Below are 14,350 nucleotides of genomic sequence, written 5' to 3'. Positions count from 1 at the left end.
CCGAGGAAAACATGATAGAAGTGGTCGATGGGCAACGTAAGCTCAGTGAGTGTAAACGAATCGTTGTTAAAATCGGATCATCTTTACTCACGGCAAATGGGCAGGGTCTAGATCTGGACGCTATTTCGCATTGGGCGAAACAGATTGCAGATTTACACAATGCTGGACATGAAATTATTTTAGTGTCTTCAGGAGCTGTGGCAGAAGGTATGGTTCGTATGAAGCTTGCGAGTCGACCCACCGATCTACCCAGTCTTCAAGCATGTGCCGCAATTGGGCAGATGGGCCTAATTCATACTTGGTCTAGTGTGCTTGAAAATCATAGTATCCGAACTGCTCAGGTGTTGTTAACACATGATGATTTGGCAGACCGCCGTCGTTACTTAAATTCATGTGATGCATTGCAGAACTTGATTGATTGGCGTGTTATTCCGGTCATTAATGAAAACGATACTGTATCTACCGATGAGATTCGTTTTGGTGATAACGATACACTCGCAGCTATGGTTGCTGGTCAAGTACATGCTGATTTATTAATTATTTTAACAGATCAGCAAGGTATGTTTGATTCAGACCCACGTCATAACCCTGACGCAAAGTTATTATCAACTGTGCGTGCCATGGATGATGTTTTATTTGAAATGGCTGGTGGTGGTGGTGTGCTTGGGCGAGGTGGCATGGTCACTAAAGTTCGTGCTGCACGTTTAGCTGCCAAGTCAGGTTGCCCGACATTGATTGCTAGTGGTGAAAGCGATAATGTGTTGTCACGAGTGATGGCGGGTGAGATGCTGGGTACGTTGTTTACGACTGATAAAGACCGTATGACAGCACATCAGCAATGGCTTGCTGCACATTTACAAACAGCGGGTCGTCTTGTAATTGATGATGGCGCAGTTGAAGCGATTAAATTGAAACATCGCAGTTTATTGCCTGTTGGGGTAAAAACTGTTGAAGGACATTTTGATCGTGGTGATGTGGTTGAATGTGTCGATAAACAAGGTAAACGTGTTGCGGTTGGGCGAGTGAATTTTAGCTCTCGTTCTGCTGAAATTATTAAAGGTCTTTCTTCAGACAAAGTTTACCAAGTACTTGGTGAAGCCCGTTCATTAGAAATGATTCATCGCGATCATATGGCAATTTACTAAGTTGTTCTAAATTAAAAAAGCTCGCATCATGCGAGCTTTTTTTGTGGGGTTAATGAGGGCAAGATTCGATCTTCACCGACCATAAAAGGATGTGTAGCAAGACTAAGCATGTCTAAATCTTCTGAGCTATTTCCATACGCATAGATTCGCTGATAATGTTTTAGAGAATATTGCTCATGTATTCTTATCTTCTTTTGCTCACTACTACAATCCGGAGTTGAGTAGTAACCTGTCATCATGCCATTTTTAATTTGAGTCTCTGTACAAATTAATTCAATATCTAGTAGTTTGCAAAGTGGAGCAAGATAGATATCAATGGAAGCAGAAACTAATACCACTTGATCACCTAATAGCTGGTGTTGCTGTAATTGTGCAAAAATTTCAGGTGAAAGTGCAGAGACGAGTTCTTGTGCGTATTCTTCGCCTAGTCTTTGCAATTCAATTGCAGGAGTATCTCTGAACATGCTACGAAATAGCTTGGCACGCATCGCATGGGCTGGATAAAAGTTAAGATAATAGGCTTGAATCCATGGCAGGATTTTCAAGCCTTGCTTCACAATATGGCGTTTAGACAACGCATAAAAGATGAACCCTGTAAAACTGTCTTTACTGCACAAGGTTCCATCAAAATCGAACAGGGCGAGATTTTTTATAGTTTTATTCGTTTCGCTCGTTGCATACATGTTTCATATCGTCCGTTTACGCGGGTTGCATACCAGTTAGTATTATAGTCACGACTTAGTTTAGGCCCAGAAATCACCACTTGCGGCATAATTGCATAGAGCGGATCTTTGCCAGTTTTTGATTTATAAAGTTTAGTCAGCGCAATATAAGTTTGAGTACTCTCAAACTTTTTCTCTTTTTCTAATTTTAGATCATCACGAATCTGTCTTGGTGTAACTAAAACATTATTACTAGCAAATACGGTAATTAGTTCTTTTTCTGACTCGCTTTGAGTTGCGCGTGGATCACCATCTTTTGTGTAAAGGAGTAGATCGCCATCAAGACTTATATCCTTGTCGGTGAGTTCTTTTAGCATTTTTTGAAAAGCTGCATTACGACTAGAGTACATACCAGAGTTGTAATCTGCAAAACGATAAATGGCTTTATCATAATCTGCCGGATAAACCATTAAACGGTGAATTCCATAATATAGGCCGCCATACTCGGTATATAAGTCATCACGTAGTGCAGCAGTATTCATACTTGAGCGTTTGTTTGCTTTAGCATAGTTAATATGAACTTGCATTGAACCCAGTGTAGTGATCGGATTCATTTTTTCGCCAATATCTTGTCCAACTAATTTAGCTGCGCCAGTTAAAGCACTCACGTGATAGTGTTTGGCCATAAAGTCGAAAATTTCTCGGTAAAGTAAATCAAGGTCTTTCTCGGTTTTAACTTTACGCATCTGACTCATATAGTTATTGTCAGGAGAAGGTTGCGTTCTTAGTACTTCTTCAAAGTAACCTGCAATTGTTCCACCAATGGTTTTGCCAAGCTTATCTTCAAATTTTTCATTTAAACGTGTACTGACTTCCTCAACCGCTTTTTGTCCTAATCCGGGCACTTGAGGATTGGCGACAAAATTGGATTCTTGATCAACGACCGCCACAATACTACAGACATTTTGTTTGGTTTTAGGAATGTCTAAGTCTTTCATAATGTCATCAATATCTTTAGCCCATGACTCTCGGTCATGCACACGAGATGGAATGAGACGTTTGATTTGCTGGCTTTCTAATTCAGGCTCATCATTATTTGACCACCAGGCTTTATCTCCACAAGCAGCTAAACTCATGCATACGGCAACCATACCGAATGATTTAAATAAAAAACGGGAAGACAACGGTTTGTTCATGGAGAGGAGGACACCTACATAAAAAGATGAGCTGATCAAGCGGATGAAGTATACTATGCCGATCATCAATTGTATGAATATATATGTATATTGGTCCCTATCAACTGTCAAATAATTTAATTGTTGCCCCTATGGCCGGTGTAACTGACCGTCCATTTAGAACGCTGTGCAAGTATTTCGGTGCGGGTCATGCAGTCAGTGAAATGATGACTGCTGACAAGACTTTACGTATGACTAAAAAAAGTCTTTATCGTGCTAATTTTGATGGAGAGTTAGCTCCAATTTCTGCACAGATTGCTGGTTCCGATCCGGAACAGTTGGCTGAAGCGGCTCGTTACCAAGTCGCAAATGGCGCGCAAATTGTTGATATCAATATGGGATGTCCTGCAAAGAAAGTATGTAATAAATTAGCGGGTTCAGCATTATTACAAGATGAAGATTTGGTAGCTCGAATATTAGATGCAGTCATTGCAGCAGTTGATGTTCCGGTAACTTTAAAAACCCGTTTGGGATTTTTAAATGGCCAAGAGAATATTCTACGGGTGGCTAAGCGTGCCGAAGAGGCTGGCATCGCTGCATTAGCACTACACGGCCGTACACGTGAAGATATGTATTTAAATACCGCCCGTTATGAATTGATTAAGCATGTTAAAGAATTAATCCATATTCCTGTGATTGCTAATGGTGATATTGATAGTCCTGAGAAAGCAAAATATGTACTGGACTATACTGGGGCAGATGCAATTATGATTGGGCGGGCTGCACAAGGTCGACCGTGGATTTTTCGTGAAATTGCCCATTACTTAAAAACTGGTGAACACCTTGCTGCTCCGAATATTGAAGAAGTTAAAGAAGTGCTTTTAGGGCATTTGTCTGAGTTATATCAGTTTTATGGTGAATACTCTGGTTGTCGTATTGCCCGTAAGCATATTGCTTGGTACACCAAAGGTTTACGCTCAAGTAATGAGTTTCGACAAAATATGTATAAAGTTGAAACGACTGCTGAACAAGCTTTAGTTGTTGAGAGCTATTTTAATCAATTGCTTGCTGAAGGTAATTTGATGAGCGATGTTCAGGTTGAACAGGTTAATTTATTAGATACTCACTAAAATAAAGCAACCAGTACAGAGACTGGTTGCTTGGAATTTTTACCTATTCATTGTCTAGCATTTCAACGACCAGTTGATTAACCAGATCAGGTGCTTCAAGTTCACGTATTTGTGCAACGTTACTTCCTGCCCAAAAAGCACCAAAACCGTAATCTTGGTGTTTGCTTGCAAGAGCATTTAGTTGCTTTGCTAAATCATAGGTATAAGGATATTCGGGTTGTACAGGGCGAGTAGGTGAATCAATTTTTGTATGCCAATGGTTGAGTATCCCCCGAGCAGGGCGTCCAGAAAGACTAGCACTAATCTGTGTTACAGGTTTACTAAATAGGGCTTTGCGATATTCGGCAGAAGCATTTGAAGTTTGGCATTGAACAAATGCTGTCCCTAATTGGACTGCGGCTGCGCCTAAGCCCAACATATGTTTGGCTTGTAAGCCAGTCATTATGCCACCTGCGGCGACAACCGGAAGTGTACAGTGCTGCACAATCAGTTGAACCAAGTCACTAGTTTTAATTGCCCCATCAAAAGTTTGGTTGAAAATCCCTCTATGTCCGCCTGCCTCAATCCCTTGGGCAATAATAATATCGATACCCGCTGCCTCAATAGCTTGAGCTTCGATCAAATTAGTTGCCGAAACCATAGTCAAAATACCAGCCTCTTTTAAAGCTTTAATTTGATGCGGATGCGGAATACCAAAGTGAAAACTTACTGCTTTTGGCTTAGTTTCTAAAACAACATTTAAAAAATCATCATTGTCTAAAAAACTTGGATAGATACAGTGTAATTCTTGGGGCGGTTGAGCACCAAATTTTTCAAAATGAGGACGTAGGTAATCAAGCCATAGTTTTGCTTTTTCTACATTAAGCTCAGTCGATTGATGACAGAAAAAATTAACTTGAAATGGGTTTTCCGTGAGCGCTTGAGTTTTTAAAATTTGTTCACGTGCACTTTGTGGTGTGTTTGCTCCTAAGCCTAATGATCCAAGGCCTCCTTGATTTGAAACCTCGGCTGCTAATTCAGGAGTAGAGACGCCCGCCATTGGAGCCAGAAAAATTGGATGTTTGATTGCAAGTTGTTGTAATAGGCTCATTTTATTCACCTCAATTCTTTCTCTTCACCATAACGTGAAAATAGAATGAAGAGCAAATAATATTGGCTATTTAATTTTTAAATATTAAGAGTCTTATTTAAAAAACTCTCTTATAAAGGAGTGACATTAAATAAGGAACCAATCCAGCTTGAAAAAGCCATCGCTAAAATACCCCATAAGGTAATACGTAAACTACCTTTGATTTTAGAAGTGCCTGCAAAATAACTCGAAAGGGCACCTAAAATTGCTAATGCCGCGATACCTGTAATAAGGACACTTGGCATAATTAAATGCTCTGGGCTAAACAAAATGGCAAGCATGGGGAAAAATGCCCCAAATGAAAATGAAGCTGCTGAGGAGAGTGCTGCTTGAATTGGGTTTGCCGCCGTATTTTCATGAATACCGATTTCATCTCGGGCATGTGCACCCAAAGCATCATGAGTTGTAAGCTGAATAGCTACCTCCTTTGCTAGTTCTTTTGAAAGTCCCCTAGAAATATAGATTTGAGTTAATTCATCCAATTCTTTTTGAGGGTATTTTTTTAATTCTTTTGCCTCAATAGCTAAATCTGATTTTTCAATATCTTCTTGAGATTTAACAGAAATATATTCTCCGGCAGCCATTGAGGTTGCGCCTGAAATGAGCCCGGCAACACAAGTGATAAATAGAGTATGTGAGCTTGCCCCACTTGCAGCCATCCCCATAATTAAGCTAGTCACTGAAATAATGCCATCATTAGCGCCTAATACTGAGGCTCTTAGCCAACCTGAGCGCTGAATGGCATGATGCTCTGTATGATGTGGAAAAGCCATGTGTTTTTCCTTATTAATGTTTTATAAATGCTATGAAATTTTACAATTTATTGGTCAAAAAATATGTCATTATTATAGGAAATTTAGGGATAAGACAGAATAGATCAATAATAAAAATGGAGATTAAACAATTATTTTAAAACATCCTTAACCTAACTTAACGATGTAACTTATTATTTTTAATTATAATATTTATTGATCATTCCAAAGACTTGCCCTCCCTAATAAGTCTAATTTACTGTAGAGGTGAAAATGAAAAATATCAAAACAATAAACTCTATAACACATTCAATATTACTGATGGGAGCAGTGATCTCTTCTTTGGGAATGATCGGTATAAGTTCAGTTTATGCACAAGAGCAAGTCGACCCTGCATATAAGCCCGGTAACCCTATTTATGATAAATGGGATAGATTTTATAAAATTGAACAGTCTCAACCGCAAGAAGCAGAAAAAATATTAGTTGAGCTTAGTAAACTGACACCAACCGATATTAAAGTCTGGAAAAGTCTTACTTATTTACAGATTCGACTTGAAAAAAGGGAAGAAGCTTTACAAAGCTTAAGACAAGCAAGAAATTTAGCTCCTCAAGATGACACCTTAAAATTACAAGAAGCTTATTTGCTGAATCAGCAGAAAAAAGATCGTGAAGCATTGGTTTTATTTAAAGAGTTAAGTTCCTCTTCAGACCCTGAAATTGCTGCTAAAGCAACTCAGGCAGTTAAAAATTTAAGTGGGGGAGAAGTTAAACCATATTTTAGAGATATTTATTTTGCACCGTCTTATGAGTCACGGTATGACGATGTTATTTTTCCTTTAAAAATGAGGTATGGCAAAAACATCGATAACGGGCGAGCCCAAGTATATGGCTTTCTTAATTTAAACCGCGATACTCAATCACAAGGTGGGGTCCGACCTGAAATTATTGATGAAAATGCAGCCACTTTAGGGGTGGGGGCAAATTATCAACCATGGACTTCCATTCCTGTGCGAGCCTATGTCGAAGTTGGTGGAAGTTATGACTTGATTGATAGAAATAGAAAGCGATTTCGTGAGAGTGTTGTAGGCGGTGTAACGGGTTATCAAGAATGGTATTCACAATCAAACTGCGATCATTCACTTTGTTTAGATAATTATTTTACTGACTTGTATGGCAATGTCGCGACTTATTCGAGAGAGGACTATAACGTTATTGGGGACTTACGCTTACGCACAGGTTTAAATCTCTATAAGGGTGAGAGTGGGACTGTGCAGGCTTATGTGAAATTGCATGGCTTAGCGGATAGCGAAGATGAATATTACAATAATTTATTTGAATATGGTCCAGGCATTTCATGGCAGCCTTTTAATTATCAACCGATAAAACTACGGGTTGAACGTCTATATGGCAATTATTTTAAAGACGTACCGGTTAATACAAAAGATCATTACAACAATACTCGTGTAGAACTTGTTTTTTATAAGGATTTCTAATAATGAAGAAAATTTTTATTTCAATTGTATTTGGTACTCGTCCAGAGCTCATAAAGTTGGCTCCGGTAATTTTATTAGCAAAACAAGACTCACGATTTCAGGTAGAAGTTATTTTTACAGGACAACATGATGAATTAGTTCGAGATGCGATAGATTTCTTTGGGGTTGAAATTGACCATCGCCTTAAAATTATGAATGCTGGACAAAGCCTAAATCAGCTTTTAATTCATGGCTTAACGCAACTTGAAAATATCTATACAGATGGTCAAAAAAGAGATGCAATTGTTATTCAAGGTGATACTACAACCGTGTTAGCTGCTGGGCTAGTTGCATTTTCAATGAAGATTCCTGTTGCCCATGTCGAAGCAGGCTTACGTTCTTATGATTTAGATCATCCGTTTCCTGAAGAAGGCAACCGTCAGTTAGTTTCTCGTATTACCAAATGGCATTTTGCCCCTACAGAACAATCAAAGCGTAACTTGTTAAATGAGCAGATTCCACCTTCATTGATTACAGTGACAGGAAATACGGTAGTTGATGCTGTATATTTAGGAAGGAAACTCATAGCTGAAAAGACAGGTTTGAAAAATCAACTTGAGCCTTACGGAATTGAATTAAAACAAAACGATAAAGTTGTACTTATAACTGCTCACCGCCGTGAGAATTTTGGCGAAGGAATTCAGAATATTTGTAATGCTGTTGAGTATTTAGCAAAACAGCATCCTGATTTACATTTTATTTGGCCTGTACATTTAAATCCTGCTGTACATAATGTAGTGCACGATAAATTTAAAAGTCATGCTCAAATTCATCTTGTGAAGCCACTCGATTATCCAAGTTTATTGGCCGTTATCGACCGCTCCACCTTTATTTTAACGGACTCTGGTGGTTTACAAGAAGAAAGCCCATCATTTAATAAGCCTGTCTTAATTTTAAGAGACACGACTGAACGCCCGGAAGTGGTAGAGGTGGGAGCAGGGGTATTGGTTGGAACAAATCAGCAGAAAATTATTGAAGAGGCTGAGAAACTTTTAACGGATTCGCAGCATTACCAAAAAATGGCTCATGTTGAAAATCCGTTTGGTGATGGACGTGCTGCCCAGCGAATATTAGATGAAATTGCCAGAACTTATAACTAGAGATCATTTATTTTGAGTTTTTGGGTTCGTTTATGGTGGCGGGTGTGCTGCCATAAACGAGTCGATACCATAGACCGACAATATAAACGGACCATCGGCCCATATAGTGGGGGCCATCAAAAATATAAATTTTTTTCCCTTCATACGCCTTAATTTGAGAGATAATTTCCCAAGGATAGGCTGCACGAAATTGACCATTTTTCTTGGTTCGAAATGCTTCTAAAACAATAACCGTTTTATCTTTTCCAAGTGTCTGTTCAAGTTGATCTAAAATACGTCTAGCTTGTTCGGGAGTTCGTACTCCGACACCTACACCATCTTGGAAAAAAACGCCTGCTTGTTGAGGAAGCCAGCTTTTAACCCATAAATCGTAGTTTTCAGGTTCACTTTCACCACTATAAACACTAACCCAAATAGGTGAGGGTAATTTTTCCAAAACATGTCCTAAGGTACTTACTCTTAGCCATGTTGGGTCGGCTTCTACTGGAAAATAATAGCCTTTTAAAGATGTATCATTTTGTTCTTGAATAATTTGTGCAGATTTTTCACCCAAAGCAACGACATTAGCACGCGCTTCGTGTTCATTATATTCACCTGCTAGCCCCAATATAAGATTTTTGGCCCAAGGTTGCTGTTTAATTTTTTGTAAATCAATGGCTTTTTCCCATTGAGGAAGATTGGAGTTTTTCCACCAAGATTTAGATTCAACGACTGACCATTGGGGAACAAAAGTATTTATTCCTAAGTAATGCCAGTTTCCTTTAGGAGGAGTAGTATCATTGTCAGGTTGCCAGAAAATACCCTCAATAATGGGAGGTTGCCCATGATTTTTGAACAACCCCGCATAACCCACTACACTACATATAATTAAAATAATAAAAGCAGTTATTTTAATTGGTATCTGTTTTTTCATTATTACGTCGTAACCAATACCACAAGAAGATCACTATTATCATAATTGCAGAGATAATCACAACTAATAAAAAGAATGATGATTGCTGAACTAATGGCGCTTTTTGATTACCTACAATTAATTTTTGAAGAACATAAATATTGCCGTTTTCAGACACTAGCATTTTGGTCACATTATTTGGGATTTTATGCTGTATTTTTCCCCATAAATGCATAAAGGTTTGTGCACCGTTTTCAGAGTCTGTAATTACATCGAAGCGGTTATTGTTATAACTTACGATAAAGCCATTCGCTGCTGCGGGTGCATAAATAATATTTTGATGCATTAAGACTTGTTGCTGATAAATCTCTTTGTTCACTCTCACATTCACTGCTTGTGGAGAGGTCGGAGAAAAGCGTACTAGGTTCACTGGCATTGGTGCTTGTGTCAGCAGCATATTTTTAGCGACTTGTCCTAAAATAATGGCAATATTTAATGCCCCGGATTGGTCATCAATTGCGATTGTTGGCTTGGTGGCTAAGGTCATTGAAAGAGCGGCAACACCATTTTTAAGTTTATGGGGAAGTTTTACCGTTGATTTGGCGGTATCAACCCAGAGTGAGCCGTGAGCATTGGGTAAACATTGAGAGTTGGCAATAACCGAGTTTTCAAGTTTTAAGCTAAAGTTGGTTGTATTTGAAATTTCCTTGGCAAAGATGTTGAACTGTCGGTTTACAGGGTCGGATGCGAGATCCGCCGTTTTCATACTTCCTGCAAGTCCTCCATCAATCCATGCTGTAATGTTTGAACCTTGTAATAGTCCACTTTGAATACGAAGTGCGATTTGCCCTTGCAGAATATCAGTAGGTTGCCATACTGCCGGAAAATCAAGAAATAAATTCTTTTCGGCATGATTTAGTCGAAAATCCTGAATACCTAGATCTGCAAGCGTATCAATTTTTTTAAATTGCGCCCAAGTTGGTGCTGAAATTGTAGTTGGAAAAATAGCGCTGCCCGTATCAAGCTGTTGCACATAAGTTGGATTAATTAGCCCGTTAATGGCAGCGGTAAGCTCTTGTGGAGTGTGATAAGTAATAGATAGCGTCGGTACACCTTCAGCCGGTTTAGCAATTTGTACTAAGGCTCCTCCTTTGAGTGGGCTTGCCGAACGAATCACTTCAATAATAAAGTTCGTTTCAGGATTTAGATTGGTTTGGCCTGAATCAACCCATTCAATTGGCGTTACGGAGCTCCACGAACTTACTAATCGGCCCAACATAGAGGCTTCGGTAATTTCTTTACGGTTATATTTTAAGATCCCGACAAAAGGTGTAGGTCGTCTAGCCTGAGGGTTAAATAAAGCGTCCGGTAGATCTTTTAAACGGTACTCATTTCGAACAGGCGTAAAGTCGAGTTGGGAATTACTCAAATAAGTTAAGTGATCAATATCTTCTGTACAGAATGTTTCTTTTGTTTGGTTAAGCGTCGTTGGTTTTGCATATTGTTGAATAATAAAATCTAAACGGTGAAAACCGCTCTGGCTGGCAGGAATATTAAATTTGAATTGGCCATCACCATTAAGCGTAGTGTTATAAATGAGCTTATCGTCATATTTGACGAGTACTGTTGTGTCATTTTCAGTTGAGTAGTCACTCGAAAACTGAATGTTTTGCCATTCAGCACCTTTTCCAATATAGAAAAAGTGAGGCTCGACTGTATATTTAGTCGAGGTACTAATATCGTCGAGTTTCCATGTATAAGCATGAGTAGACATGCCAAGCAAAAAACTGGTGCTGGCAAGGAGCACTTGAGCTGTTTGGTAAAGATCAAAAGTCTTTTTCATTTATTTTTTCTCCTTGCTACGTTCCGTTTTGTACCATTGAAGGGAGTTGCCCTGTATTTTATTTTTTAGCATGTCGAACGCGGCTTTAAACACAATAAATAAGAAGATTTGTGAATAACTTACGTAAGATAAGACCGAGTAAAAGTAAAGTTCTGGTTTAACTTTTTCTAAAGAAAGCGTAAACCACATTTGTGCTACATAGAGACAAAATGAGAGTCCCCACAGTAGTGTAAATGGACCAGGAACTGAAATACCTGCAATATCAAGTAAGCCAAGCGTTAAGGTAATATGACTCCAGAATAAAGCCGGTACAAAAAGGATATAGCACATAATGTTATTTAGAATTTCAATTCCGATTGGGAATGGAGTTCTCAGTGCTACGGGTAAATATTTGCGTGTTACATAAAAATTACCTTGAGTCCAGCGTGAGCGCTGTTTAACGAATACGCTTAACGAAGGAGGGTCCTGTTGCCAACCAATTGCATAGGGAACCCATTTAATTCGTTTTTGTCCGATAAAAATTCGGAAACTCATTTCTGTATCATCCACTAACGATTTTTCATCAAAACCGCCCAAAGTCTCTAGAGCATCGCGCCAGATGACATAATTTGTTCCCATTAATGTTGATAGTTCAAAACGTTGCCAGCGTCCACCTTGAAAGATCCATTGGAAAAAGATGAATTCAATCGCAATAAAGCGAGTCAAAATACTATCTTGCCAGTTACGGGTTCTGACTTTGCCATTTACCGCCACTAACTTTTTATCGGCTAACAAGGTTTGGGCAAGTAATCGGACGCAATCGGGTTCAGGAGTACTATCGGCATCATAAACAACAATTAGCTCACCTTTGGCATGAGGAAGACCATTATTAAGCGTTCTTGATTTACCTTTACCACCCATACCTTTGGGTACATTGACAATTTTTATGCAAGGATAAATTTTTGCGAGGTTTTCTGCGATTTCAAGGGTGTTGTCTTTGGAGCCATCATTGATCAGTAAGACTTCATAAGACTCTGCCGGATAATCCTGTTGAGCAATGGCATGCAAAGTGTCCTCAATCACAACGCCTTCATTATAAGCAGGGATCAAAACACTTAAGACTGGCCATCTTTCTGGTATTGGTAAGTTTTGCAGCTCTTTTTCAGCCGTTTTGGAATACTTCCACGCTTGATAGCTTAACCATGCCCAAAATGCTTGTGGAATCCAAATACCTAAAAAGCCAAATAAAAACAGGATATCAATTGGAGCCATTTTTACGGACCCTCCTAATAATAGAAGAGATGAGCAGCAATAATAAAATTGCCCCGACCACTAAGGAGATCCATGAAATATAGCTACCAAATGTACCGAGTAGATCCGGATACGTCGTTGTTAAAATCAGGTCAAGTGGAACAACAACAATACTTAAAATAATAAATATATAACCTATAAGATTCGTACTTACATGTTCAGGAGTACTCTCATAATCAATATTATTAAAGTTCCAAGAAATGCCGAGTTGAGGATATCGAATATTAGATAGAGGTAAATCGGCAGGGGGATTAATGATAATTTCATAACCTGAAACATGGCCGTTAAAACTCTTGGCCGAGTAAAATAAATGTGGGCCTTGTCTGACTTCTCTTGAGGGTAATGGTAAATTTGCTGAATTTAGCTGGATAATATAACTACCCGCTGGTTGAGAAATTAAATTTTCATCCCATCCTGTACTCACAAAAGCAGCCATTGGGCGTAAACCAATAGCGGTCGAAAAAGTTGCTTTTGCGGCAAAATATTGAGGTTGTTCAGTTTTAAAAAGCACAATAGGAATAGCACCTTGGCTTACTGCTTCTTTTAACAAGAAATAGTGAGGAAAACCGAATACTTCGTCTGGCAAGATAATGCCGGGTCTAATTCCGTTATGGATAAACTTTTGGAAACTTTCAGAGCTAATCTGATCAATCGTAAAGACAGGCCACCATGTATCTTGGTAAGGGAAAAACATGGAAAGATCACTAGGACTTTGAACCTCGGCTTTTATTTGCTCAGCTTTAATTTCGCAATGATAATATTGTCGATAGAACTGTTGTAATGTGGCATCTGGATATTGGCTAGAGGCGATTACAATTCCACAAATATTAAGAAGATTAGACATTAGCTCATCTCCTCAGGTGGAATAGGAACAATTTTGTATTCCACCTCAAGACGCAAAGTCGTAATTTCTTTTAATTTTTTTAAGAATATAGGGTCTTCTTCTGTTTTCTGCTGGCGAATCATAATACTGTAAATATTTTCCAGATCATCATCTGCAAACTGGAAAACAATCTCGTTGGGTTCATGCTGGCTTAAAATTTTAATCATTTCATTTTGAGTTGTTTTCCAGACATCATCGCCTAACATTTCTTTAATTAGACTGCGATTAAGAATTCGAATTTCGAATACTTCATAATCTTGTACATTGTGGTGATCAAGTAATTTAAAAAAACTACGCTGAAAGTATTTTAAAGCACTGAGCGGGAAAATATCGCGGCGATAATTTCGGTCATAGCTTTGAATATCACGGTATTTCTGTACATTAATTTCAATATTGTGGCGTACAGCACTTAGAAAGAGCGGTATTAGGGGAATAATGAATAATAAAAGTAACTGACGTTCAATATGTGTTTGTGCGCCTAAGTCGAGTAAAAAGTATACGGCAACCCCAATAAAAGCGACTAAACCTACAATTAAAGACAAACCGACTTCTAAAAAAGCACCTGAAATTAAAAGAAGAAGAATAAAAATCCAACTTCCTCTAAAACTCACAGGCAGCCACTCGTATGCAACCATTCCCATAAATAGATGAGCTGCGATAATCCATAAGACGAGTGTTCTACCGGGGTGTTTTTGTTGCATGTGGCCTATGCTACCTTTTTTGTAATGTTAATTTTTTTATACTTTTATAATGAAAGGTGTTGATTTGCGAAGTAGTTGTTGTTTCTGTCCTTTTTAGTATCTATTATGTTTATTT

13 protein-coding genes are annotated in these 14,350 nt (G+C 38.6%); 4 read left to right on the top strand and 9 right to left on the bottom strand.

What is annotated here, in order from left to right; all coding sequences use genetic code 11:
- Positions 1-11 precede the first annotated feature (11 nt).
- Complete coding sequence (gene proB, locus GO593_RS01630) at positions 12-1,145, top strand: glutamate 5-kinase (protein ID WP_000573844.1); 1,134 nt, start codon at positions 12-14, stop codon at positions 1,143-1,145.
- A 26-nt stretch (positions 1,146-1,171) separates the two neighbouring features.
- Here proB and GO593_RS01625 read toward each other — a convergent pair whose 3' ends face one another.
- Positions 1,172-1,828 (bottom strand): HAD-IB family hydrolase, encoded by a 657-nt coding sequence (locus tag GO593_RS01625; RefSeq protein ID WP_000271360.1) that lies wholly within the window; start codon positions 1,826-1,828, stop codon positions 1,172-1,174.
- Positions 1,795-3,003: a DUF1615 domain-containing protein gene (locus GO593_RS01620; RefSeq protein WP_001039855.1), complete on the bottom strand. Its 1,209-nt coding sequence runs from the start codon at positions 3,001-3,003 to the stop codon at positions 1,795-1,797. Before GO593_RS01620 ends, GO593_RS01625 begins: the two co-directional genes overlap by 34 nt.
- Before the next feature lie 83 nt (positions 3,004-3,086).
- On the opposite strand from GO593_RS01620, the gene dusB reads away from it, so the two are divergent.
- A complete protein-coding gene (gene dusB / locus GO593_RS01615) occupies positions 3,087-4,112 on the top strand; it encodes a tRNA dihydrouridine synthase DusB (protein ID WP_000275421.1) in 1,026 nt (341 codons plus the stop codon).
- A gap of 43 nt (positions 4,113-4,155) precedes the next feature.
- On the opposite strand, the gene GO593_RS01610 is transcribed toward dusB, so the two are convergent.
- Together GO593_RS01610 and GO593_RS01605 are read right to left on the bottom strand one after the other, a co-directional pair.
- Complete coding sequence (locus GO593_RS01610) at positions 4,156-5,202, bottom strand: NAD(P)H-dependent flavin oxidoreductase (RefSeq protein ID WP_000055181.1); 1,047 nt, start codon at positions 5,200-5,202, stop codon at positions 4,156-4,158.
- Between the two features lie 110 nt (positions 5,203-5,312).
- The gene (locus tag GO593_RS01605; RefSeq protein ID WP_000885360.1) at positions 5,313-6,014 is read right to left on the bottom strand and encodes a VIT1/CCC1 transporter family protein; all 702 of its coding nucleotides are present in this window, start codon (positions 6,012-6,014) and stop codon (positions 5,313-5,315) included.
- A gap of 252 nt (positions 6,015-6,266) precedes the next feature.
- On the opposite strand from GO593_RS01605, the gene GO593_RS01600 reads away from it, so the two are divergent.
- Both GO593_RS01600 and wecB read left to right on the top strand, forming a co-directional pair.
- Positions 6,267-7,487 carry a tetratricopeptide repeat protein gene (locus tag GO593_RS01600; protein WP_005143806.1) on the top strand — a complete coding sequence of 407 codons (1,221 nt, stop codon included), beginning with the start codon at positions 6,267-6,269 and terminating at the stop codon, positions 7,485-7,487.
- A 2-nt stretch (positions 7,488-7,489) separates the two neighbouring features.
- On the top strand, positions 7,490-8,626 hold the full coding sequence (gene wecB, locus GO593_RS01595; RefSeq protein WP_000718059.1) for a non-hydrolyzing UDP-N-acetylglucosamine 2-epimerase: 1,137 nt from the start codon (positions 7,490-7,492) through the stop codon (positions 8,624-8,626).
- Positions 8,627-8,633: 7 nt separating this feature from the next.
- Here wecB and GO593_RS01590 read toward each other — a convergent pair whose 3' ends face one another.
- The 5 genes from GO593_RS01590 to GO593_RS01570 are packed head-to-tail and all read right to left on the bottom strand — an operon-like array spanning position 8,634 to position 14,235.
- The gene (locus GO593_RS01590) at positions 8,634-9,539 is read right to left on the bottom strand and encodes an alpha-amylase family protein (RefSeq protein WP_000744222.1); all 906 of its coding nucleotides are present in this window, start codon (positions 9,537-9,539) and stop codon (positions 8,634-8,636) included.
- Positions 9,517-11,361 (bottom strand): hypothetical protein, encoded by a 1,845-nt coding sequence (locus GO593_RS01585; protein WP_000750605.1) that lies wholly within the window; start codon positions 11,359-11,361, stop codon positions 9,517-9,519. Before GO593_RS01585 ends, GO593_RS01590 begins: the two co-directional genes overlap by 23 nt.
- On the bottom strand, positions 11,362-12,612 hold the full coding sequence (locus GO593_RS01580; RefSeq protein WP_000035257.1) for a glycosyltransferase family 2 protein: 1,251 nt from the start codon (positions 12,610-12,612) through the stop codon (positions 11,362-11,364).
- A complete protein-coding gene (locus tag GO593_RS01575; RefSeq protein ID WP_000067473.1) occupies positions 12,599-13,495 on the bottom strand; it encodes a hypothetical protein in 897 nt (298 codons plus the stop codon). Before GO593_RS01575 ends, GO593_RS01580 begins: the two co-directional genes overlap by 14 nt.
- Positions 13,495-14,235 (bottom strand): hypothetical protein, encoded by a 741-nt coding sequence (locus GO593_RS01570; protein ID WP_001186263.1) that lies wholly within the window; start codon positions 14,233-14,235, stop codon positions 13,495-13,497. The genes GO593_RS01575 and GO593_RS01570 overlap by 1 nt, the downstream gene beginning before the upstream one ends.
- Positions 14,236-14,350 lie beyond the last annotated feature (115 nt).

It is taken from the genome of Acinetobacter baumannii, assembly GCF_009759685.1.
GTDB classification, from domain to species: domain Bacteria; phylum Pseudomonadota; class Gammaproteobacteria; order Pseudomonadales; family Moraxellaceae; genus Acinetobacter; species Acinetobacter baumannii.
This window is presented reverse-complemented; position numbering and strand designations above follow the sequence as displayed.

What these genes read in the sequence shown, in the direction of transcription:
- proB (WP_000573844.1), top strand. Translation starts at nt 12, where the DNA reads ATGATAGAAGTGGTCGATGGGCAACGTAAGCTCAGTGAGTGTAAACGA.
- GO593_RS01625 (WP_000271360.1), bottom strand. Translation starts at nt 1,828, where the DNA reads ATGTATGCAACGAGCGAAACGAATAAAACTATAAAAAATCTCGCCCTG.
- GO593_RS01620 (WP_001039855.1), bottom strand. Translation starts at nt 3,003, where the DNA reads ATGAACAAACCGTTGTCTTCCCGTTTTTTATTTAAATCATTCGGTATG.
- dusB (WP_000275421.1), top strand. Translation starts at nt 3,087, where the DNA reads ATGTATATTGGTCCCTATCAACTGTCAAATAATTTAATTGTTGCCCCT.
- GO593_RS01610 (WP_000055181.1), bottom strand. Translation starts at nt 5,202, where the DNA reads ATGAGCCTATTACAACAACTTGCAATCAAACATCCAATTTTTCTGGCT.
- GO593_RS01605 (WP_000885360.1), bottom strand. Translation starts at nt 6,014, where the DNA reads ATGGCTTTTCCACATCATACAGAGCATCATGCCATTCAGCGCTCAGGT.
- GO593_RS01600 (WP_005143806.1), top strand. Translation starts at nt 6,267, where the DNA reads ATGAAAAATATCAAAACAATAAACTCTATAACACATTCAATATTACTG.
- wecB (WP_000718059.1), top strand. Translation starts at nt 7,490, where the DNA reads ATGAAGAAAATTTTTATTTCAATTGTATTTGGTACTCGTCCAGAGCTC.
- GO593_RS01590 (WP_000744222.1), bottom strand. Translation starts at nt 9,539, where the DNA reads ATGAAAAAACAGATACCAATTAAAATAACTGCTTTTATTATTTTAATT.
- GO593_RS01585 (WP_000750605.1), bottom strand. Translation starts at nt 11,361, where the DNA reads ATGAAAAAGACTTTTGATCTTTACCAAACAGCTCAAGTGCTCCTTGCC.
- GO593_RS01580 (WP_000035257.1), bottom strand. Translation starts at nt 12,612, where the DNA reads ATGGCTCCAATTGATATCCTGTTTTTATTTGGCTTTTTAGGTATTTGG.
- GO593_RS01575 (WP_000067473.1), bottom strand. Translation starts at nt 13,495, where the DNA reads ATGTCTAATCTTCTTAATATTTGTGGAATTGTAATCGCCTCTAGCCAA.
- GO593_RS01570 (WP_001186263.1), bottom strand. Translation starts at nt 14,235, where the DNA reads ATGCAACAAAAACACCCCGGTAGAACACTCGTCTTATGGATTATCGCA.